The sequence below is a fragment of the Acidovorax sp. JG5 genome, assembly GCF_017939685.1.
Lineage (GTDB): Bacteria > Pseudomonadota > Gammaproteobacteria > Burkholderiales > Burkholderiaceae_C > Acidovorax.
On sequence record NZ_JAGKSE010000003.1, the window covers coordinates 97,925 to 118,900 of the forward strand.

Annotated in this window: 20 protein-coding genes; 19 read left to right on the top strand and 1 reads right to left on the bottom strand. The window is 65.1% G+C overall.

Features of this window, described 5'->3' with window-relative positions:
* Positions 1–215: 215 nt before the first annotated feature.
* From puuE to otnI, 10 genes are all read left to right on the top strand, one after another.
* A complete protein-coding gene (puuE, locus tag J8G26_RS04530; protein ID WP_086911576.1) occupies positions 216–1,166 on the top strand; it encodes an allantoinase PuuE in 951 nt (316 codons plus the stop codon).
* Positions 1,167–1,230: 64 nt separating this feature from the next.
* Positions 1,231–3,009, top strand: a complete 1,779-nt coding sequence (gene uraD, locus J8G26_RS04535) for a 2-oxo-4-hydroxy-4-carboxy-5-ureidoimidazoline decarboxylase (RefSeq protein WP_210568097.1) — start codon at positions 1,231–1,233, stop codon at positions 3,007–3,009.
* Entirely contained in the window at positions 3,006–4,256 is a 1,251-nt protein-coding gene (locus tag J8G26_RS04540) for an ArgE/DapE family deacylase (protein WP_210568098.1), read from the top strand. The genes uraD and J8G26_RS04540 overlap by 4 nt, the downstream gene beginning before the upstream one ends.
* A 348-nt stretch (positions 4,257–4,604) precedes the next feature.
* The gene (locus tag J8G26_RS04545) at positions 4,605–6,911 is read left to right on the top strand and encodes an NADP-dependent malic enzyme (RefSeq protein ID WP_210568099.1); all 2,307 of its coding nucleotides are present in this window, start codon (positions 4,605–4,607) and stop codon (positions 6,909–6,911) included.
* 224 nt (positions 6,912–7,135) lie between these two features.
* Positions 7,136–8,167, top strand: coding sequence for an ABC transporter substrate-binding protein (locus tag J8G26_RS04550; protein WP_210568100.1), 1,032 nt, complete (start codon positions 7,136–7,138; stop codon positions 8,165–8,167).
* A 97-nt stretch (positions 8,168–8,264) separates the two neighbouring features.
* Entirely contained in the window at positions 8,265–9,089 is an 825-nt protein-coding gene (locus tag J8G26_RS04555) for an ABC transporter ATP-binding protein (RefSeq protein WP_086911571.1), read from the top strand.
* 23 nt (positions 9,090–9,112) lie between these two features.
* A complete protein-coding gene (locus J8G26_RS04560; protein WP_210568101.1) occupies positions 9,113–9,880 on the top strand; it encodes an ABC transporter permease in 768 nt (255 codons plus the stop codon).
* A 162-nt stretch (positions 9,881–10,042) separates the two neighbouring features.
* Complete coding sequence (locus tag J8G26_RS04565) at positions 10,043–11,095, top strand: patatin-like phospholipase family protein (protein WP_210568102.1); 1,053 nt, start codon at positions 10,043–10,045, stop codon at positions 11,093–11,095.
* Positions 11,096–11,215: 120 nt separating this feature from the next.
* Positions 11,216–11,539 carry a GntR family transcriptional regulator gene (locus tag J8G26_RS04570; RefSeq protein ID WP_210568103.1) on the top strand — a complete coding sequence of 108 codons (324 nt, stop codon included), beginning with the start codon at positions 11,216–11,218 and terminating at the stop codon, positions 11,537–11,539.
* A gap of 33 nt (positions 11,540–11,572) precedes the next feature.
* Complete coding sequence (otnI, locus tag J8G26_RS04575) at positions 11,573–12,370, top strand: 2-oxo-tetronate isomerase (protein WP_210568104.1); 798 nt, start codon at positions 11,573–11,575, stop codon at positions 12,368–12,370.
* A gap of 30 nt (positions 12,371–12,400) precedes the next feature.
* On the opposite strand, the gene J8G26_RS04580 is transcribed toward otnI, so the two are convergent.
* Positions 12,401–13,396, bottom strand: coding sequence for an isopenicillin N synthase family oxygenase (locus J8G26_RS04580; RefSeq protein ID WP_210568105.1), 996 nt, complete (start codon positions 13,394–13,396; stop codon positions 12,401–12,403).
* Between the two features lie 437 nt (positions 13,397–13,833).
* On the opposite strand from J8G26_RS04580, the gene J8G26_RS04585 reads away from it, so the two are divergent.
* The 9 genes from J8G26_RS04585 to J8G26_RS04625 all read left to right on the top strand — a co-directional run bounded on the left by J8G26_RS04585 (position 13,834) and on the right by J8G26_RS04625 (position 20,932).
* On the top strand, positions 13,834–14,361 hold the full coding sequence (locus J8G26_RS04585) for a nucleoside deaminase (RefSeq protein ID WP_043566080.1): 528 nt from the start codon (positions 13,834–13,836) through the stop codon (positions 14,359–14,361).
* 67 nt (positions 14,362–14,428) lie between these two features.
* Positions 14,429–15,085 (top strand): TetR/AcrR family transcriptional regulator, encoded by a 657-nt coding sequence (locus J8G26_RS04590; protein ID WP_110959840.1) that lies wholly within the window; start codon positions 14,429–14,431, stop codon positions 15,083–15,085.
* Positions 15,086–15,274: 189 nt separating this feature from the next.
* Complete coding sequence (locus tag J8G26_RS04595) at positions 15,275–15,577, top strand: 2Fe-2S iron-sulfur cluster binding domain-containing protein (protein WP_210568106.1); 303 nt, start codon at positions 15,275–15,277, stop codon at positions 15,575–15,577.
* Positions 15,578–15,609: 32 nt separating this feature from the next.
* A complete protein-coding gene (locus tag J8G26_RS04600) occupies positions 15,610–16,197 on the top strand; it encodes an NAD(P)H-dependent oxidoreductase (RefSeq protein WP_210568107.1) in 588 nt (195 codons plus the stop codon).
* Positions 16,198–16,220: 23 nt separating this feature from the next.
* Positions 16,221–17,561: an amidohydrolase family protein gene (locus J8G26_RS04605; protein ID WP_210568108.1), complete on the top strand. Its 1,341-nt coding sequence runs from the start codon at positions 16,221–16,223 to the stop codon at positions 17,559–17,561.
* Positions 17,558–18,034 carry a RidA family protein gene (locus J8G26_RS04610; protein WP_210568109.1) on the top strand — a complete coding sequence of 159 codons (477 nt, stop codon included), beginning with the start codon at positions 17,558–17,560 and terminating at the stop codon, positions 18,032–18,034. The genes J8G26_RS04605 and J8G26_RS04610 overlap by 4 nt, the downstream gene beginning before the upstream one ends.
* 29 nt (positions 18,035–18,063) lie before the next feature.
* Complete coding sequence (locus J8G26_RS04615) at positions 18,064–18,927, top strand: creatininase family protein (protein ID WP_210568110.1); 864 nt, start codon at positions 18,064–18,066, stop codon at positions 18,925–18,927.
* A gap of 86 nt (positions 18,928–19,013) precedes the next feature.
* Positions 19,014–20,018, top strand: coding sequence for an ABC transporter substrate-binding protein (locus J8G26_RS04620; protein ID WP_210568111.1), 1,005 nt, complete (start codon positions 19,014–19,016; stop codon positions 20,016–20,018).
* A 113-nt stretch (positions 20,019–20,131) separates the two neighbouring features.
* Entirely contained in the window at positions 20,132–20,932 is an 801-nt protein-coding gene (locus J8G26_RS04625; protein ID WP_210568256.1) for an ABC transporter ATP-binding protein, read from the top strand.
* The last annotated feature ends 44 nt before the right edge of the window (positions 20,933–20,976 follow it).

The following is a 20,976-nucleotide window of genomic DNA, read 5'->3' on the forward strand; positions in this document are numbered from 1 at the left end:
GCGCACCGTTCAACCTATCATCGCGTCCATGTTTTTGTCGCCTGCCAGCGCCCTCGCCAAGGCCTTGGTGCCTGCCGGAGCCCCCCAGCGCCCGCACCCCACCACCGGGCTGGCCTGTCATTTGCTTGCTGACGCCGTGCCCACCAGCGCCCCGCTCGCAACCTGTTAGCGACGCGGCCCTTGACGCATTAATCCCCTGCCGTTTGCCGCCATCCATGATCTACGACTCCACCCTGCCCTACCCCCGCGACCTCATCGGCTACGGACAGAACCCGCCGCACCCGCAGTGGCCGGGCGGCGCCCGCATTGCCGTGCAATTCGTACTCAACTACGAAGAAGGCGGCGAGAACGCCGTGCTGCATGGCGACGCGGGCAGCGAGCAGTTTCTGTCGGAAATGTTCAACCCCGCCAGCTACCCCGAGCGGCACATCAGCATGGAAGGCATCTACGAATACGGCTCGCGCGCGGGCGTATGGCGCATCCTGCGCGAGTTTGAAAAGCGCAAACTCCCGCTCACGGTGTTTGGCGTGTCCACCGCACTGCAGCGCCACCCCGAACTCACAGCAGCCTTTGTGGAACTGGGCCACGAGATCGCCTGCCATGGCCTCAAGTGGATTCACTACCAGCACATCCCCGAAGCGGTGGAGCGCGCGCACATGGCCGAGGCCATGGCCATCATCGAGCGCATGACCGGAGAAAGGCCCCTGGGCTGGTACACCGGCCGCGACAGCCCCAACACCCGCCGCCTGGCGGCCGACTTTGGTGGCTTTGCATACGACAGCGACTACTACGGCGACGACCTGCCCTTCTGGATGAAGGTGCAGCGCACCGACGGCACCGCCGTGCCCCAGCTCATCGTGCCGTACACACTCGACTGCAACGACATGCGCTTTGCGCTGCCCCAGGGCTACTCGCACGCCGACCCGTTCTTTCAGTACATGAAGGACACGTTTGATGCGCTGTACGCTGAAGGAGCGCCCGACGGCGACAACGCCCCCAAGATGATGAGCATTGGCATGCACTGCCGCCTGCTGGGCCGCCCGGGGCGCATCACGGCGCTGCAGCGCTTTCTGGACCACATCGGGCAGCACGACAAGGTGTGGGTGGCACGCCGCATCGACATCGCGCGCCACTGGGCGCAGCGGTTTCCCGCGCCGATTTTTTGAGTCAAATAGGCCTCTAGCGCTTATTCCGTAAGCGCGAGTAGCTCACTTTATTGAAGCAAACAGCATGAGCCTGACCCTGGAACAACTCAACACCGCCAGCGCTGCCGATGCCCTGCTATGGCTCGACGGCGTGTACGAACATTCGCCCTGGATTGCCGAGCACGCCCTGGCGCAGCGGCCCTTTCGCTCACTGGCGCACCTCAAGCACGCCATGGCCCATGCCGTGCGCACGGCCAGCACCGAGGCGCAGCTGGGCCTGATCCGCGCCCACCCCGAGCTGGCCGGCAAGGCCATGGTGGCGCAAAACCTCACTGCTGAATCGACCAACGAACAATCCAAGGCGGGCCTCACCCAATGCACGCCCGAAGAATTTGCGCGCATCCAGCAGCTCAATGCCGACTACAACGCGCGCTTTGGCTTCCCCTTCATCCTGGCGGTGCGCGGGCCGCGCGGCACGGGGCTGACCCGGCAACAGATCATCGACACCTTTGCGCGGCGGCTCGACAACCATACGGACTTCGAGCGCGCCGAGGCCTTGCGCAACATCCACCGCATCGCCGAGATTCGCCTGAACGACAAGTTCGGTGCCCAGCCCCTGCTGGGCAACGACGTGTGGGACTGGCATGAAAAGCTGGCCGCACACTCCGACCCCGGCTTTGCCGAAAAGGGCCAGCTCACCGTCACCTACCTCACCGATGCACACCGCGCCTGTGCCCAGCGCATCAGCCACTGGATGCGCGACTGCGGCTTTGATGAGGTGGAAGTGGACGCCGTGGGCAACGTGGTAGGGCGGTATCGCGCCGCAACACCCGGTGCGAAGTACCTCATGACGGGCTCGCACTACGACACCGTGCGCAATGGCGGCAAATACGACGGCCGCCTGGGCATCTTCGTGCCCATGGCCTGCGTGCGTGAGCTGCACCGCGCGGGCCGGCGCCTGCCGTTTGGCATCGAGGTGGTGGCCTTTGCCGAAGAGGAAGGCCAGCGCTACAAGGCCACCTTCCTGGGCTCGGGCGCGCTCATCGGGCACTTCAACCCGGCCTGGCTGGACCAGAAGGACGCAGACGGTGTAACCATGCGCGAGGCCATGCAGCATGCGGGCCTGTGCATTGACAACATCGCTCAACTGCAGCGCGACCCGGCGCAATACCTGGGCTTCATCGAAGTCCACATCGAACAGGGCCCGGTGCTCAACGAGCTGGACCTGCCGCTGGGCGTGGTCACCTCCATCAACGGCGGCGTGCGCTTTGTGGGCGAAATGATCGGCACCGCCAGCCACGCGGGCACCACCCCCATGGACCGCCGCCGCGATGCGGCCGTCGCCGTGGCGGAGCTTGCGCTGTACATCGAGCAGCGCGCCGCGCAGGACGGCGACTCGGTGGGCACGATAGGCCTGCTCAGCGTGCCCGGCGGCTCCATCAACGTGGTGCCAGGCCGCTGCCTTTTTTCATTGGACCTGCGTGCGCCCACCGATCCGCAACGTGACGCGCTGGTGCGCGATGTGCTGGACCAGCTGGGCCAGATCGCCGCTCGGCGCGGCCTGCGCTATACGCTGGAGGAATCCATGCGCGCCGCCGCAGCCCCCAGCGCCCCGGCCCTGCAGCACCATTGGGAGCGTGCGGTGGACCACCTGGGCGTGCCCGTGTTCCGCATGCCCAGTGGCGCGGGGCATGACGCGATGAAGCTGCACGAAATCATGCCGCAGGCCATGCTGTTTGTGCGCGGAGAAAACTCCGGCATCAGCCACAACCCACTCGAATCCACCACCAACAACGACATGCAACTGGCCGTGGACGCCTTCACCCAGGTGCTGCACCAGCTTGCCGAGGAAACCCACCCATGACCACTCCCACACCGGCCTCTTACGCCGCCATGGACGCCTGGATCGACCAGCACTTTGACGAAGAAGTGCGCTTTCTGCAGGCCCTGGTGCGCGTACCTACCGACACGCCGCCCGGCAACAACGCACCCCATGCCGAACGCACGGCCGAGCTGCTCAAGGACTTTGGCTACGAGGCCGAGAAACACGCCGTGCCCGCCGCCGATGTACGGGCCTATGGCATGGAATCCATCACCAACCTCATCGTGCGCCGCCAGTACGGTGCGCAGGGCAGCGGCGGCAAAACCATCGCCCTGAACGCCCACGGCGACGTGGTGCCGCCCGGCGAAGGCTGGACGCACGACCCCTACGGCGCCGAGATCGTGGATGGCGCCATGTATGGCCGCGCCACTGCCGTGAGCAAAAGCGACTTTGCATCGTTCACCTTTGCCGTGCGCGCGCTCGAAGCCGTGGCCCAACCCGCCCAAGGCGCGGTGGAATTGCACTTCACCTACGACGAAGAGTTTGGTGGCGAACTGGGCCCCGGCTGGCTGCTGCAAAAAGGCCTCACCAAGCCTGACCTGATGATTGCGGCAGGTTTCAGCTACGAAGTGGTCACCGCTCACAACGGCTGCCTGCAGATGGAGGTGACCGTGCACGGCAAGATGGCGCACGCCGCCGTGCCGCACACGGGGGTTGATGCCCTGCAGGGCGCGGTGCACATCCTGAATGCGCTGTATGCGCAGAACGATGAATACAAGAAGGTCACGTCCAAGGTCACCGGCATCAAGCACCCCTACCTGAATGTGGGCCGCATCGAAGGCGGCACCAACACCAACGTCGTGCCCGGCAAGGTGATGTTCAAGCTCGACCGCCGCATGATCCCCGAGGAAAACCCGGTGGAGGTCGAAGCCACCATCCGCCGCGTGATCGAGCAGGCCGCGGGCGAGCGCGCCGGCATCAGCGTGGACATCAAGCGCCTGCTGCTGGCCAACGCGATGACCCCGCTGGCGGGCAATGCGCCCCTGGTGCAAGCCATCCAGAAACATGCGCAGACGGTGATTGGCGAGCCGGTGCCCGCAGTGGGCACGCCGCTGTACACCGACGTGCGCCTGTATGTGGAGCGGGGCATTCCCGGCGTGATCTACGGCGCGGGCCCGCGCACGGTGCTCGAATCGCACGCCAAGCGCGCAGACGAGCGGCTTCAGCTAGAAGACCTGCGCCGCGCCACCAAGGTGATTGCGCGGGCGCTGAGCGACCTGCTCGCCTGACGGCGACGCCAAAGCACCCTGCAACCGTCAGGATTCGTTCAGCTTGCGTTGCAATCGGGTTATCCTGTCAGCCGACTCCATCCAGGGGCACCACGAGGCATTCCAATGCCCTGGAAACACCCAGCCGCCACACCGGTGCGACTGGGCGCCCACGCACCCGGCCACCGCGCACCCGCGTTCGGCACGGGCAGCGCCAGATGAAGGCGAAGAACGATGGAGCCCCATCCGCGCAGTGCATGGGTGCGCAGGCCGTGCTTCACGCCGCGTACGCATTGACCGGCACATGGCCCCGATTCACCATCGGATTTGCTTGTTTTTGCAATCCGCTGAGAACTTTCAGGTTTCCGTATGACACAGAACATTTCCACCGCCGAACAAGCCCTGCGCGACGCTGCACGCGAATACCACCGCAACCCCAGCCGTGGCAAGATTGCGGTCACCCCCACCAAGCCTCTGTCCAACCAGCGCGACCTGTCGCTGGCCTACTCGCCGGGCGTGGCCTATCCGTGCCTGGACATCGCCGCCGATCCGTCCAAGGCGTTTGACTTCACCTCGCGCGGCAACCTGGTGGCCGTGATCACCAACGGCACGGCGGTGCTGGGCCTGGGTGACATCGGCCCGCTGGCCAGCAAGCCGGTGATGGAAGGCAAGGGCTGCCTGTTCAAGAAGTTTGCCGGCGTCGATGTGTTCGACATCGAACTGGCCGAGCGCGACCCCGACAAGCTCATCGAAATCATCGCGGCGCTGGAGCCCACGCTGGGCGGCATCAACCTCGAAGACATCAAGGCACCCGAGTGCTTCTACATCGAACGCGAGCTGTCCAAGCGCATGAACATCCCGGTGTTCCATGACGACCAGCACGGCACCGCCATCATCAGTAGCGCCGCGCTGCTCAACGGCCTGGAGCTGGTGGGCAAGGACATCGGCGCCGTCAAGATCGCCGTGTCGGGCGCTGGCGCCGCCGCCATTGCCTGCGTGGGCGTGATGGTGGGCCTGGGCGTGAAGGTGGAAAACATCTTCATGTGCGACTCCAAGGGCGTGATCTACGAAGGCCGCCCCGGCGGCTACGACGAATCGAAGGCAGCCTATGCGCAAAAGACCGATGCGCGCACCCTGGCCGATGCCGTCAACGGCGCCGACGTGTTCCTGGGCTGCTCGGCCCCCGGCGTGCTCACGGCCGAGATGGTCAAAACGATGGCCGCAAAGCCCATCATCCTGGCGCTGGCCAACCCCGAGCCCGAGATCCGCCCCGAGCTGGCCAAGGCCATCCGCCCCGACTGCATCATCGCCACAGGCCGCTCGGACTACCCCAACCAGGTCAACAACGTCCTGTGTTTCCCGTACATCTTCCGGGGTGCACTGGACTGCGGCGCCACCAAGATCACCGAGGCCATGAAGCTGGCCTGCGTGCGCCAGATCGCCGACCTGGCCAAGGCCGACATCAGCGAGGAAGTGGCCAGCGCCTACGCGGGCAAAGAGCTGACTTTCGGCCCGGACTACCTCATCCCCACGCCGTTTGACTCGCGCCTGATCCTCAAGATCGCGCCCGCCGTGGCCAAGGCCGCGGCGGAATCGGGCGTGGCCACGCGCCCCATCGAAGACATGGAGGCCTACAAGGAAACCCTGTCGCGCTTTGTGTACCAGACCGGCATGCTGATGCGCCCCGTGATCAACGCGGCCAAGGCCCTGCCCGATGCACAAAAGCGCGTGGCCTATGCCGACGGCGAGGACGAGCGCGCCCTGCGTGCCGCGCAGATGGCCATCGACGACAAGATCGCTGCGCCCATCCTCATCGGCCGCCCCGCCGTGATTGCCGCCCGCATCGCCAAGGCCGGTCTGCGCATGCAGCTGGGCAAGGATGTGGAAGTGTGCAACCCCGAGGACGACCCACGCTTTCGCCAATACTGGGAGCACTACCACCAGCTCATGAAGCGCAATGGCGCCACGCCCGAAGTGGCCAAGGCCGCCGTGCGCCGCTCCAACACCATCATCGCCTCGCTAATGGTGAAGCTGGGCGATGCCGACGCCATGATCTGCGGCCTGGTGGGCACCTACGAGACGCACCTGGAGCGCATCCACAGCATCATCGGCCGCCAGGAAAGCGCCAACAACTACGCCGCGCTGAACGCGCTGATGACCAGCCGGGGCACACTCTTCATTGCCGACACCTATGTGAACGAAGACCCCACGGCCCAGCAACTGGCCGACATCGCCTGGATGTCGGTGCAGGAAGTACAGCGATTTGGAATTCCACCCAAGGTCGCTTTCCTGTCGCATTCGAGCTATGGCTCGTCCAAACGCGCATCGGCCCGCAAGATGCGCGAGGCGCGCGACCTGTTCGTGGCCGCCCACCCCGAGATCGAGTGCGATGGCGAGCTGCACGGCGATGCCGCGCTGGAGCCCAACATCCGCAACGCCTACATGGCGGACTCGACCCTGACGGACTCGGCCAACCTGCTGATCTGCCCCAACCTGGATGCCGCCAACATCCTCTACAACGTGCTCAAGACGACCACCAGCGGTGGCGTCACCGTGGGCCCCATCCTGATGGGCGCTGCTGCCACAGCCTACATCCTGACCCCAGCCGCCACCGTGCGCCGCGTGCTCAACATGACGGCCCTGGCCGTGGCCAGCGCGGCAGCACGCCCCAGGTAAAGGCAAGCGCAAGGGCGCAATGCGCGCTGCAGCCCAGGGCGGGGCAGGCGCACAGGGTTTCGCGCCATGTCGGGAAACCCTGCATGCCCCCCGTGCACCACTTCGGGGAAGAATGGCTTCATGCCCGGTTCTACTGCGGCGAAAGCGGGCATTAATTTTGCTGAGTTCATGGCCAAGCGGCCGTGAAAACGGCACCTTTCAACGCCTTTGTCCCAGGAGCCCCCATGAAGAAACACTCGTTCCTGCAGTGCGCCGCACTGCTGGCCGCGGCCAGCACCGTCTCGCTGGCGCACGCACAAACGCCCACGCCCATCAAATTCCAGCTCGACTGGCGTTTTGAAGGCCCTGCGGCGCTGTTTCTGCAGCCCGTGGCCAAGGGCTATTTCAAGGCCGCCGGGCTGGATGTGACGGTGGATGCCGGCAACGGCTCGGGCGGTGCCGTGCAGCGCGTAGCCTCGGGCACGTATGACATGGGCTTTGCCGACCTGGCCGCCGTGATGGAGTTCCACGCCAACAACCCCGACGCGCAAAACAAGCCCGTGGCGGTGATGATGGTCTACAACAACACGCCGGCCTCGGTCATGGCGCTCAAGAAGAGCGGCATCACCAAGCCCGCCGACCTGGCCGGCAAAAAGCTGGGCGCCCCCGTGTTCGACGCAGGCCGCCGCGCGTTCCCCATCTTCCAGAAGGCCAACGGCATCGGCGCCGTGACCTGGACGGCCATGGACCCCCCGCTGCGCGAAACCATGCTGGTGCGCGGCGATGTGGACGCCATCACCGGCTTCACCTTCACCTCGCTGCTCAACCTGGAAGCCCGTGGCGCCAAGGCTGCCGATGTGGTGGTGCTGCCCTATGCCGACTTCGGCGTGAAGCTGTACGGCAACGTGGTCATTGCCAGCCCGAAGCTCATCAAGGAGAACCCGGCCGCCGTCAAGGCCTTCCTGTCGGCCTTCACCAAGGGCGCCAAAGAGGTCATCGCAAACCCTGCAGCCTCCATCGAGTACGTGAAAGCGCGCGACGGCATCGTGAACGTGCCGCTTGAAACCCGCCGCCTGCAACTGGCCATCGACACCGTCATCAACAGCCCCGACGCACGCGCCGAAGGCTTCGGGCAGGCCAAGCCCGGCCGCATGTCGCTGATGGCCTCGCAGGTGTCGGATGCGTTCAACACCAAAACGCGTGTGAACCCCGACGATGTGTGGAACGCCAGCTTCCTGCCCAGCGCGGCCGAGCTGAACATCCTGCCCAAGAAGTAGTCAAGCAAGCAAGCGCCGCACGTTTACTATCAATTTAATAGCTTTCAGCGCTTATCCAGCAAGCGCTAGAGGCCATTTTTATTCAAAACTCTATCCCATGCAGGCTGCCGACTCCTATTTTGTGGACTTCCGCGACGTCTGGCTCGCCTACAACGACGAGCTGCGCGCGCAAAACCAGTTTGCGGTCGAGGCCATCAACCTGCAGGTGCGGCGCGGCGAGTTCATCGCCATCGTCGGCCCTTCGGGCTGCGGCAAGTCCACCTTCATGAAGCTGGCCACGGGGCTGAAGATGCCCTCCATGGGCAAGATTTTCATCGACGGGCAGCCGGTCACGGGGCCGCTCAAGGTCTCGGGCATGGCGTTTCAGGCGCCATCGCTGCTGCCCTGGCGCACCACGGTGGACAACGTGCTGCTGCCGCTCGAAATCGTCGAGCCCTATCGCAGCCACTTCAAGCAAAAGCGCAAGGAATACGAAGAACGTGCCCGCAAGCTGCTGCAAAAAGTGGGGCTGGCGGGCTATGAAGACAAGTTCCCCTGGCAGCTGTCGGGCGGTATGCAGCAGCGCGCCAGCATCTGCCGCGCGCTGATCCACGAGCCCAAAATGCTGCTGCTGGACGAGCCGTTTGGCGCGCTCGATGCATTCACGCGCGAAGAACTGTGGTGCATTCTGCGCGACCTGTGGACCGAGCAGCAATTCAACGTGATTCTGGTCACGCACGATCTGCGTGAGTCGGTGTTCCTGGCCGATACCGTGTATGTCATGAGCAAAAGCCCGGGCCGTTTTGTGGTGCGCAAGGAGATCGAGCTGCCCCGGCCGCGCGATCTGGAAATCACCTACACCAAGGAATTCACGGACATCGTGCACGAGCTGCGCGGCCATATCGGTGCCCTGCGTAAAGCCGGCGCCCCTCTCCAGCAGTAACCACTGACCGACACACAAGCACCATGCACAAGAAAACCGTAGAACGCTGGTCGCCCTGGCTGCTGTTGCTGGCGATCGTCCTGCTGTGGCAGATCATCTGCTCAGCCTTCAATGTCTCGGAGTTCATCTTCCCCAGCCCCTGGGCCATCGGCACGCAGCTGGTCGAATTTGGTGGCGTGATCGCAGGCCACGCCTGGCGCACCTTTTGGGTGACCATGGCCGGCTTTGGCATCGCCATCGTAGTGGGGGTGCTGCTGGGCTTTGTGATCGGCTCTTCGCGCCTGGCCTATGCCGCCGTGTACCCGCTGATGACAGCCTTCAACGCCCTGCCCAAGGCGGCGTTCGTGCCCATCCTCGTGGTGTGGTTCGGCATTGGCGTGGGCCCGGCCATCCTCACGGCCTTTCTCATCAGCTTCTTTCCCATCATGGTCAACATCGCCACCGGCCTGGCCACACTGGAGCCCGAGCTCGAAGACGTGCTGCGCGTGCTGGGCGCCAAGCGCTGGGACGTGCTGACCAAGGTGGGCCTGCCGCGCTCGATGCCCTACTTTTTTGGCTCGCTCAAGGTGGCCATCACACTGGCGTTTGTGGGCACCACGGTGTCGGAGATGACAGCGGCGAATGAAGGCATTGGCTACCTGCTCATCAGCGCGGGCTCGTCCATGCAGATGGGCCTGGCGTTTGCCGGCCTGATGGTGGTGGGCGCCATGGCCATGGCCATGTACGAGCTGTTCAGCTGGATTGAGAAGCGCACCACGGGCTGGGCGCACCGAGGCTCGCAGGGAGAGTGAATTTGTACGGGCGGCCGTCAAAAAAATCAGCGCAAATGCCACCTAGTGCTTATCCATAAAGCGTTTGAAGCTACATTTTTAGGAGCAAAAAGCGCCACCCACGGTGTGGGAGCACCGCCGCCGCTATACTTCGCGCCCCGTTGCACCGCAGGATCGCCTGGCATGCGCTTGACCGCTTTTCTCCACCCGCTGGCCGCCCGTGTCACCGTGACCGTGCTGGTAGCCCTGGCTCTGGGCGCATGTGGTGGCACCACTCCCAACCGATCCGACGCGGGGACGCAGCCCCCTCTTCCCGCCTCCGCTCCCCCCATCCGCATCGGCATCGCACTGGGCGGCGGCGCAGCCAAGGGTTTCGCGCACATCGGCGTCATCAAGATGCTGGAAGCCAACGGCTTCGCGCCCGCCGTTGTCTCCGGCACCAGTGCGGGCAGTGTGGTGGGTGCGCTGTACGCCAGCGGCATGAATGCTTTCGAAATGCAGGAAAAGGCTGTGGCACTGGACGAAGCCAAGATCCGCGACCTGCAGCTCTCATCCGGCGGCCTGGTGCTGGGCCAGAAGCTCGAAGACTATGTGAACGAGCAGGTGCGCCGCAAGCCGCTGGAGCAGATGGCCAAACCGTTTGTGGTGGTGGCAACGCGCCTCGAAGATGGCGAGCGCACGGTGTTCGCACGGGGCAACACCGGCCAGGCCGTGCGTGCATCCAGCAGCGTGCCGGGTGTGTTTCAGCCCGTCACCATCGGTAAATACCACTTCGTGGATGGCGGTATCGTGAGCCCCGTGCCGGTGGATGCTGCACGCCAGCTGGGTGCCGACATCGTGATCGCGGTAGACATCTCCAACAGGGCCCGTGGCCAGACTCCCGCCAACATGCTGGGCGCACTGAACCAGTCCATTGCCATCATGGGCCAGAAGCTGGGCCAGGCCGAGCTGGCGCGGGCGGACGTGATCATCCGCCCGCAGGTGCTGGACATTGGCGCCGCCGACTTCAGCCAGCGAGCCAATGCCATCGTGGAAGGCGAGAAGGCCGCGCTGGCAGTGATGCCGCAAATCCGAGAGCGTGTGGCCCAGTTGCAGGCCGAACGCGCCAAGGCCGCGGCGCAGGCCCAGCAGAAGGCAGCCCAGGCGCAGTACCAGGCCTGTCTGGACAACCGCAGCCGGCTGCAAAAGCTGGCAGGTCTGGCCAAACTGGACGACTCCTGTACGGCGCCCCAGTAGAACGTAGAACGTAAAACGACCACCCCAGGCCAAGGCGCGCTTTGGTCACAGTCATTGCGCTCCAGTCCCTTCAACGACACCCCGCAACGTCCTCACGCTCATCCACCGCCTTCCCCATCCATGGCTTGGCCTTTCTCCGCCATCAGAACCTGCGCCAGGCTCTCCGATCAGGGCGCCAGCGCGCTGGAGGGCGAGATCCGCACAGACCGCATCCAGGTAGCCGAGAAGCTACCCACCGAGGCTCTGCTGGTGCAGCATTTCCAGATGAGCCTCACAGTGGTGTGCGAGGCGATCGCGCGCGTCAGGCCGCTGGGAGTGCTGGGCTCGCGCCAGGGCAGTGGCGTGTATGTGCTAGCACCCAGCATCAAGCCGCTGCAGTTCGATGTGCCGCTGACCGAGCCCCAGATCGAACAACTGCGCCAAACCTTTGGCGCGCACTGGTAAGGCCCAGCCTTTACCCCAGAAAGAAAGACACCCATGCCCCGCTTTGCTGCCAACCTGTCCATGCTCTACAACGACGTGGAGTTTCTCGACCGTTTTGCCGCCGCCGCGCGCGATGGCTTCAAGGCGGTGGAGTACCTCTTTCCCTATGCCTACCCTGCGCAAGAACTGGCCGCGCGGCTGCAGGCCAACGGGCTGCAGCAGGTGCTGTTCAACGCCCCGCCCGGCAACTGGGACGCGGGCGAGCGTGGGCTGGCCTGCCTGCCCGGGCGCGAGGCCGAGTTCCGCGAAGGCATTGCCAAGGCCATCGAATACGCCCAGGCACTGCAATGCCCCCGCATCCACGTGATGGCCGGGCTGGTGCCCCAGGGTGCAGACGCAGCCACCGTGCGAGCCACCTACATCGACAATGTGCGCCACGCCGCCGAACAGGCTGCGCCCCATGGCATCCAGATGCTGCTGGAGCCCATCAATGGCCGCGACATGCCCGGCTTCTTCCTGAGCCGTCAGGACCAGGCCCATGCGCTGATCGCCGAGATCGGTGCCACCAATGTGAAGGTGCAGATGGACCTGTACCACTGCCAGATCGTGGAAGGCGACCTGGCCATGAAGGTGCGCCAGTACCTGCCCACAGGCAACGTTGGCCACTTCCAGATTGCCGGTGTGCCCGAGCGCCACGAACCCGATGTGGGCGAAATCAACTACACCTACCTGTTCAAGCTGCTGGACCAGTTGGGCTACGACGGCTGGATTGGCTGCGAGTACCGACCCGCGCGTGGCGCAGCAGCCCACGCCACCAGCGACGGGCTCGGCTGGCTCAAGCCCTGGCTGTAAGCCGCACGGCTAACGGCAGCCTACGCGCCATCAATACGCCTTGAAGTTCGCCGCCACCCGCTGGTTCAGGTAGTCGCCCGCGGCAATCGCCGGGTACTTCTTGTCGGGCCCTTCGATGATGGCGTCGCGGTTGGCCTGGGCAAAGAAGGCGATGCTGTAGCGCGGCCCCATGTACTCGCCGGGTAGAGGGTTCTTCACGCGGTGGAAGTTGCTGGGCAGCTGGTCGTCGCTCCAGCGCATCAGCATGTCGCCGATATTGCAGGTGATGGCCTGCTCGTCGGGCTCCACCGAGGTCCAGGCCTGGCTGTCCATCTCCTTGCCCGGGCACACCTGCAGGCCGCCCTGGCCCTGGCGCTGAAAGAGCAGGGTCAGGCAATCAAAGTCGGTATGCGCCCCGGCGCGCCACAGGCCCAGGCTGGCTTGTTGCTCGGGCGGGGTCGCAAAGTAGTGCAGCAGGCGCAAGGTGCTTTGGTAGCTGGCCTGCGCAGGGTCGTGCGCGCGGGCAAAGAAGGCCTCGTCAAACCCCAGCTTCCCCGCAAAGCATGACAGCACTTGCATGGCCACCTGCCAGCACTGGCCCTCAAAGGCCAGCATGGTGGCCTGAAAGCCCGCCAGTTCCTCGTCGGCGGGCCACAGGCCTGCCATGTGCGGGCGGGTGATCTGGTACGACTCCTTCTGGTCCGGCGTACCGGTGGAGGGCCGCACCTGCGCGCGGCTCTCCCAGCCCACGTTGAGCGCCTTCTTGAGCGGGTACTGCGCCTTCACGGCATCCGGCAACGCAAAGAAGCGCTCGGTCATCGCAAAGGCGTTGTGCACCTCGGCCAATTCAATGCCGTGGTTCACGATCTGGAAAAAGCCGACATCGACGGCGGCGTCCCATAGCTGGTCGGCAATCTCGGTCTTGCGCTGCGCAAAGTGGCTGAGGTCGATGCGGCGGATCTCGCGGCTCGCGGTTTCCGAGCCCATCGCGCCCATGCGCGTTTCTTTTTGCAGCTCGGCGAGGTCGTAGGTGGCAGTGGTGGTCATGCAGTTCTCCTGAAGACAAGTGGAAGGAAGAAAGGCCCTCCCGCTGGGTGCTTCAAGAGCGTTTGGCACCGCCTGCTGCGGCCGGCCGTTCAACCCTTGAAGCCACGGTGTGACAACGCACACCGCTGTGCGCACAGCGGGCTTCAAGAGCAATTTCCGACTGGCATCGCCTCGTGCAGGATGGCACAGGGACAACGCAGTGAACGCTTCTACTCTTGCCAATAGCGATGCAAGAAGAATGCCCACGCGCCTTGCATGTGTGCCAGCGCCAAGTCAGAGCGCTTGTGCACAGCGCGTCCAAAGCCATGCATACATGTCACTGATTGTGATTGGCATGCCAAATGCATAGCGCCCTGCACCTCAACGGCGGGCGTGCAGACAGTCCGGCGTTGCACAACGACAGCAACCCACCCACCATCGACGGAGACACCTACACCATGCACGCGCTCATGTCTGCACCCCCGGCTAGCTTTGACGACCCCACCCCCATCAACGACACCGACGGTACCTACCTGCGCCAGGCCATCGCGTGGTCGTGCACCGCCCGCGCACGCGGCAACCGCCCGTTTGGTGCGGTCGTCATCAGTGCCGAAGGGCGCCTGCTGGCCGAGGCCTACTGCAACACCACCGAGACCGGCGACTGCACCGGCCACGCCGAGACCAATGCCGTGCGCCAGCTCAGCCCGCGCGTGGGCCGCGATGCCCTGGCCAAGGCCACGCTGTATTCATCGGCCGAGCCCTGCGTGATGTGTGCGGGCGCCATCTTCTGGTCGGGCATTGGGCGCGTGGTGTTCGGCATTGATGCCGAACGCCTGCGCGTGTTCCGGGGCGAACGTGCCGAACAGCGCGACGCCGAGCTGTCGTGCCGCGACGTGTTTGCCGCCTCGCCCCACGCCATCGAATGCATCGGCCCGGCGCTGGTCGAAGAAGCCAGCGCACCGCATATCGGGTTCTGGAAAGTCTGACCCACTCCTGCGCGGGCAGAATCTGCGGCGCACACTCTGCAATCCCCCCATGCCTCGCACCAAAGCCATGACCGAATCCGAAGCCGAAGCCGCCTCCGGCGCGCTGCTCAGCCGCGCCAAACAGGGGCGCGAACGCATCTTGGGCGCCATCCGCGAGGCAGCCATTGCCGAGTTCAGTCGCCATGGTTTCAAGGGGGCATCCACCAAGGCCATTGCCGAGCGCGCCGGCCTGACCAAGCCCCAGCTGCACTACTACATCAGCAGCAAGGAAGAGCTGTATGAAGAGCTGCTGTACTCGGTGCTCAACGGCTGGTCGGGAGCCTTTATTTTTGACAGCAACAGCGACGATCCCAAGAAGGTGTTGAGCAGCTACGTGCGCAAAAAGCTCGACTACGCGCTGGACAACCCGGGCCTGTCGCGCATCTTCACCACCGAGGTGCTGGGCGGTGGGCGCAACCTGGGCAAGTACTGGCCCGTGGCCGTCAAGTCCACCCAGCAGAAGGTGGACCTCATCAACCGCTGGATTTCCGAAGGCCGCATGCGCGCCGTCAACCCCACGCTGCTGCTCATGCAGATCTGGGGCATGACGCAGCACTACGCCGACTACGGCGTGCAGGTGCACATCATGCTGGGCCTGGCGCCCGACGAGCCGATCGACCGCGAGCCCATCGTGCGCGAACTCACCAGCTTTGTGCTGCTGGGCTGCGGCCTCGCACCAGACTAAGGCCGCCGCCCCATTCTGGGCATGCCTCGGGTGCCCGAGGGGCGAATCCCGGGCAATTTGCACCAGCACGCGGCGTCAAAAGTCGCTTTCAGGCCGCGTTGATCCACCACAAAGACGTTTGACCGCTTTTTGTGGCTGGCACAGCCTTTGCAATAGTTTGACCAATCGATCAAATCACATGGTCAAACAATGCAGACAGCCCCTGACACCGCCAGCGCCACCCGCACAGAACACACGTTCGAGCTGATCCTGCAGCGCAGCCAGATGCGCTTGCCCGTTGGCCCCGGCGAGAGCGTGGCCGACGTGCTGCAGCTCGCTGGCGTACCGCTGGAAACCCTGTGCGAGCAGGGCGTGTGCGGCACCTGCGTGACCCGCTGGCTGGACGGCGAGCCCGACCACCGCGACAGCTGCCTGAGCGCTGCAGAGCAAGCCACCCACGTCGCCGTGTGCTGCGCGCGCAGCCACAGCGCCACGCTCACGCTGGACCTGTAGGTCCACCCCCCACAACCCGAAGGACCCCCGCCATGCGCATCCTCGTGATCTATTGCCACCCGGTAGAGACCAGCTACAACTCCGCCCTGCACACCGAGGTGGTGCAGCAGCTGCGCGGCGCGGGCCATGAAGTGGACGACTGCGACCTGTACGCCGAGGGCTTCAACCCCGTGATGACCCGCGAGGAGCGCCTGGGCTACCACGAGGTGCCCAGCAACCAGTTGCCCGTGCAGGGCTACGTGGACCGCTTGCTCTGGGCCGAAGCCGTGGTGTTCTGCTTTCCCACCTGGTGCTTTGGCATGCCGGCGATGCTCAAGGGCTTTTTCGACCGCGTGCTCATGCCCGGCGTGGCCTTTGACATCAGCGACCCGCACAACGTCAAGCCCTCGCTCACGCACATCAAGCGCATCTCGGCCGTGGTCACCTACGGCCGCCCGCGCTGGACGGCCCTGTTCATGGGCGACCCGCCACGCAAGTCCATCACCCGCTACATGCGCCTGCTCACGGGCGGCAAGGCGCGGGTGGACTACCACGCCTACTACCACATGAACGTGGCCACACCGCCCCGGCTGGCGGCCTTCAAGGCCCGTGTGGGCCAGGCGATGGCGCGCTTTGCGTAAGACCACGTTCTAAGGGCCACGGCATGCACGCATCCAACACCCCCGACCACATCCTGCGCACACGGTTGCCGCGCTGGCTGCTGCCCGCCGCCTGGCCGCAGCAGGGCCACCAGCCCGCACTGGCCGACCTGCACCTGGCCCAGGGCCGCATCGTGCAAGTGCTGCCCCACGGCACCCAGCCTGCGCTACACGGCGCTGTGTGGGACGTGGCAGGCGCGCTGGTGCTGCCCGGCCTGGTCGATGCGCACACCCACCTGGACAAGGCCTTCACCCTGCCGCGCATGGGAGAGGTCAAACCCGGCCTGCTGGGTGCCATCGAGGCCATGATGGTGGATCGCCAAAGCTGGACCGAAGCAGACATCCACGCCCGCGCCAGCCGCGCGCTGCAATGGGCCTACGACGCAGGCTCCGTCCACCTGCGCACCCACTGCGACTGGTGGGAGCCCGACGCGCGGCCACTGGCCTGGAACGTGTTGCGCGCACTGGCCCATGACTGGGCCGACCGCATCACGCTGGAGCGCGTAAGCCTGATCCCCCTGCACCTGTACGCAGAACGCAGCGCCGCCATGCAACTGGCCGCCACCGTGGCCGCCAGCGGCTCTGGCGCACTACTGGGCGGCTTTGTGCATTCCACCAACTGGGACCCGCAGGCACTGCGTCACCTGTTTGAAGCCGCACAACACCACGGGCTGAACGTGGACCTGCATGTGGACGAAGAACTGCACCCCGGCGCCCAGGGCTTGGCGACCACGGCCGCACTGGTCAAGGAACTGCGCTTTGAAGGCCATGTGGTCTGCGGCCACACCTGCGCCCTGGCCGCACAGGACGAGGCCACGGCCCTTGCCACGCTCGACGCGGTGGCACAAAGCCCGATCACGCTGGTCACGCTGCCCATCACCAACCTGCTGCTGCAGGACGCCACCACCGGCCGCACACCGCGCCAGCGGGGCCTGACGCTGGTGAAGGAAGCCCGTGCACGCGGCATCCCGGTGCTGGTCGCCAGTGACAACGTGCAAGACCCGTTCTGCCCCGTGGGCAGCTTCGACCCGCTGGAGGCCCTGGCCACGGGCGTTCTGGCTGCGCAGCTGGATGCACCTTTCGACCAATGGAGCGAATCGCTGTGCCGCACCGACTGGCTGCGCACCGGCCGCACTGGCCCCACGGCGCTGCCGCTGCAGCCTGGCACGGTGGCCGATCTGCTGGTCTTCACGCAGGCCGACCACTGGGGCTTTCCGTCCCGCACGCAAGGCGCGCAGAGCCGCGTGGTGCTGCGCCAGGGCCGCGTCGCTAGCGGCCATGCACCGGCCGCCTGGCATGTGCCCACCCACGTGTCCAACACCTCATCCGCAAGGAGCCTCGCATGAGTCCCGCATCTGCAACCGTACCTGCGCCGGGCATCGCCCAGCCCCTGGCCCGCTACGCCGCATGGCGCCGCGCAGGCGACTTCATCTACCTCAGCGGGATCATTGCCGTGGACCCTGCCGCCAGCCGCATCGTGCGTGGCTACGACGACATCCCGAATGAGGCTGCCACGCTGATTGGCCGCACGGGCGAGTTCAGCAGCGACATCAAGGAGGGCCCCATCCTCGCGCAGAGCTGGTATGTGCTCGACCGCATTCGCCAGACCATCGAGGCCGCCGGCGGCCAGATGTCCGACGTGTTCAAGCTGGTGCAGTACTTCAAGAACCTGGACCACTTCCCACAGTACAGCCGCGTGCGCAAGCTGTTCTTCCCCGGTGAGCCCCCCGCATCCACCGTAGTGGAAGTGAGCGGCATGTTGCCCACGCCCGACATCCTCATCGAGGTGGAGGCCACGGCCTACCTCCCTTTGCGCTGACAACAGCTTCCTTCACGAAAGAACCACCCATGCTGCACGGCTACAACCCGCCCCACCGCTACCTGCCCTACCTGAGCTGGACCGAGATCGCCGACCTGCCAGACAAGGAAAACACCGTCATCGTGCTGCCCACGGGCGCCACAGAACAGCATGGCCCGCACCTGCCGTGCGCGGTGGACACGGTGATCAGCGCGGGGGTGGTGGGCCATGCACTGACACGCCTGCCGGCCGATGTGCCTGCGTTTGCGATGGCCCCCATCACCTACGGCAAGTCCGAGGAGCACCTGCACTTCCCCGGCACGGTCACGCTGAGCGGCGAGACCCTGCTGGCCACCATGAACGAGGTGGGCGAGTCGGTGTACCGCGCGGGTTTTCGCAAGCTGCTGTTCGTCAACGGCCACGGCGGTCAGCCGCAGGTGATGGAGATGTGCGCACGCGAGCTGCGCCTGCGCCATGGCGACTTCATTGTGGTGCCCAGCTTCACCTGGCGTGTGCCGCATGTGGCAGGCAAGTACCTGTCCGACACCGAAAAGAAACTGGCCATGCATGCAGGCCACGCCGAGACGGCGCTGATGCTGGCGCTGGCCCCCGACACCGTGCACATGGAGCGTGCGGTAGTCAACTACCCGCCCGTTTTTGACTCGCCCCTGCTCTCACCCGACGGCCGCCCGGCCTGCGCCTGGAGTGCGCGCGACTTCGGCCCCACCGGAATCATTGGCGACCCGCTGCCCGCCACGGCCGAACAGGGGCACGCCATCCTCGACTCGCTGGCTGTGAGCTGGGCCGCCGCCATTACCGAGCTGCACAAGCTGCAGTGGGCACCGCGCACTGAGCCCACCTGGGGCCGCGCCAATCACACCGGCCACGTGGAGCACTCCAGCGCACTGGCCTGAAACCTGCAAACGCTACCGCAAAACCTTTTCGCCTTCCCCTTCGTTGTCCCTTCGTTCCACCTCCACCACCCTACCGGAGTACCACCATGATGAAGACCGCCTCCCGCCTTTCCAAACTTGGTGCAGCCGCGCTGCTCGCTGTTGGTGCCGTCGGCACCATGTCGAGCACAGCCCACGCGCAGGAAAAGTTCACCTACATGACCAACTGGTACGCGCAGGCCGAGCATGGCGGCTTCTACCAGGCGGTGGCTACGGGCCTGTACAAGAAGTACGGGCTGGACGTGACCATCAAGATGGGCGGCCCGCAGGTCAACATCGTGCAGATGATGGCCGCCGGCCAGGCCGAATGCGTGATGGGGTCGAGCGACCTGCAGATGATCCAGATGCGTGAAGGCGGCGTGCCTGTGGTCAATGTGGCGGCCGTGTTCCAGAAGGACCCGCAGGTACTCATCGCGCACGAGGACGTGAAGAAATTCGAAGACCTCAAGGGCAAGACCATCCTGATCGCGTCGTCGGCCCAGCGCGGCTACTGGCCCTGGCTCAAGGCCAAGTACGGCTTCACCGACTCGCAGACGCGCCCCTACACGTTCAACATTCAGCCCTTTGTGGCCGACAAGAACACCGCCCAGCAGGGCTACCTGACCTCCGAGCCCTTTGCCATTGCCAAGGCGGGCGTCAAGGCCAACACGCTGATGTTCAGTGACCACGGCTACCCCGCCTACGCCACCACCATCTCGTGCATGGAAAAGACGGTGAAGGACCGCATCGCCGCCGTGGCGTCGTTTGTGAAAGCGTCAATGGAAGGCTGGAAGAGCTACCTGAACGATCCAGCCCCCGCCAATGCACTCATCAAGAAAGACAACCCCAACATGACCGACGAGCAACTGGCCTACAGCGTGGCCAAGCTCAAGGAGTTGGGCATGGCGACGGGCGGCGACGCAGCCACCATGGGCATCGGCATCATGACCGACGCACGCGCCAAGGCCAGCTACGACTTCCTGGTGGACGCCAAGCTCATCGACCCTGCCAAGGTGAAGCTGGCCGAGACCTACACCACGGCCTTCGTCAAAGACCTCAAGGTTCTGCCCTGAGCCCTGACAGCCCTGAAACAGCGGCCGGTGCGCCCCCCTGCCCGCCCGGCCGCATCCATCGAAAGGCGACCATGACATCCCCCGCTGACTCTCCGCCGCTGGTGCACACCCCGATGCCAGCCACCTATTCCACACCCGCCGTGGAGGTGCTCTCTGCCGAAAAAACCTACCCCAATGGCACCCAGGCCCTGCTGCCGGTGGACCTGACCATTGAGGAAGGCGAATTCGTCACCCTGCTCGGCCCTTCGGGCTGCGGCAAGAGCACGCTGCTGAAAATGGTGGCGGGCCTGCTGGAGCCCACTGATGGCCGCCTGCACCTGTGGCGTAAGCCCGTAGCGCAGCTGGAAGAGAGCGGCAAGAAGATGGCGTTTGTCTTCCAGTCGCCCACGCTCATGCCCTGGGCCAGTGTGCAGACCAATGTGCGTCTGCCGCTCGACCTGGCGGGCGTGCCCCGCGCCGAGGCCGATGCGCGCGTGACCGAAGCGCTGGCGCTGGTGGGGTTGTCGAAATTTGCCCATGCGCTACCCCGCGCGCTGTCCGGCGGCATGCAGATGCGCGTATCGATTGCGCGCGGCCTGGTCACCCAGCCGGACCTGCTGTTGATGGATGAGCCCTTTGGCGCACTGGATGAAATCACTCGCCACAAGCTCGACGCTGACCTGCTCGACTTGTGGCGCAAGAAAAAGCTCACCGTGATCTTTGTGACGCACTCGATCCACGAGGCGGTGTTCCTCTCCAGCCGCGTGGTCATGATGGCCGCACGCCCCGGTCGCGTGGTCGAAGAGTTCCGCATCGACGCGCCCTACCCCCGCACGGCCGACTTCATGGTGTCGCCCGAATTCAGCCGCTACGCCAAGCTGCTGCAGGACAGCCTGCTGCGCGCCAGCGTGGACACCGAGGAGACCGTGGCATGAGCACCCCCTTCCCTTCCGCACCGATGGCGTCGCCCGTGGTCACC

Bases quoted from the DNA above. Each gene is read 5' to 3' on its own strand.
- puuE (WP_086911576.1), top strand. From the start codon at position 216: ATGATCTACGACTCCACCCTGCCCTACCCCCGCGACCTCATCGGCTAC.
- uraD (WP_210568097.1), top strand. From the start codon at position 1,231: ATGAGCCTGACCCTGGAACAACTCAACACCGCCAGCGCTGCCGATGCC.
- J8G26_RS04540 (WP_210568098.1), top strand. From the start codon at position 3,006: ATGACCACTCCCACACCGGCCTCTTACGCCGCCATGGACGCCTGGATC.
- J8G26_RS04545 (WP_210568099.1), top strand. From the start codon at position 4,605: ATGACACAGAACATTTCCACCGCCGAACAAGCCCTGCGCGACGCTGCA.
- J8G26_RS04550 (WP_210568100.1), top strand. From the start codon at position 7,136: ATGAAGAAACACTCGTTCCTGCAGTGCGCCGCACTGCTGGCCGCGGCC.
- J8G26_RS04555 (WP_086911571.1), top strand. From the start codon at position 8,265: ATGCAGGCTGCCGACTCCTATTTTGTGGACTTCCGCGACGTCTGGCTC.
- J8G26_RS04560 (WP_210568101.1), top strand. From the start codon at position 9,113: ATGCACAAGAAAACCGTAGAACGCTGGTCGCCCTGGCTGCTGTTGCTG.
- J8G26_RS04565 (WP_210568102.1), top strand. From the start codon at position 10,043: ATGCGCTTGACCGCTTTTCTCCACCCGCTGGCCGCCCGTGTCACCGTG.
- J8G26_RS04570 (WP_210568103.1), top strand. From the start codon at position 11,216: ATGGCTTGGCCTTTCTCCGCCATCAGAACCTGCGCCAGGCTCTCCGAT.
- otnI (WP_210568104.1), top strand. From the start codon at position 11,573: ATGCCCCGCTTTGCTGCCAACCTGTCCATGCTCTACAACGACGTGGAG.
- J8G26_RS04580 (WP_210568105.1), bottom strand. From the start codon at position 13,396: ATGACCACCACTGCCACCTACGACCTCGCCGAGCTGCAAAAAGAAACG.
- J8G26_RS04585 (WP_043566080.1), top strand. From the start codon at position 13,834: ATGCACGCGCTCATGTCTGCACCCCCGGCTAGCTTTGACGACCCCACC.
- J8G26_RS04590 (WP_110959840.1), top strand. From the start codon at position 14,429: ATGACCGAATCCGAAGCCGAAGCCGCCTCCGGCGCGCTGCTCAGCCGC.
- J8G26_RS04595 (WP_210568106.1), top strand. From the start codon at position 15,275: ATGCAGACAGCCCCTGACACCGCCAGCGCCACCCGCACAGAACACACG.
- J8G26_RS04600 (WP_210568107.1), top strand. From the start codon at position 15,610: ATGCGCATCCTCGTGATCTATTGCCACCCGGTAGAGACCAGCTACAAC.
- J8G26_RS04605 (WP_210568108.1), top strand. From the start codon at position 16,221: ATGCACGCATCCAACACCCCCGACCACATCCTGCGCACACGGTTGCCG.
- J8G26_RS04610 (WP_210568109.1), top strand. From the start codon at position 17,558: ATGAGTCCCGCATCTGCAACCGTACCTGCGCCGGGCATCGCCCAGCCC.
- J8G26_RS04615 (WP_210568110.1), top strand. From the start codon at position 18,064: ATGCTGCACGGCTACAACCCGCCCCACCGCTACCTGCCCTACCTGAGC.
- J8G26_RS04620 (WP_210568111.1), top strand. From the start codon at position 19,014: ATGATGAAGACCGCCTCCCGCCTTTCCAAACTTGGTGCAGCCGCGCTG.
- J8G26_RS04625 (WP_210568256.1), top strand. From the start codon at position 20,132: ATGCCAGCCACCTATTCCACACCCGCCGTGGAGGTGCTCTCTGCCGAA.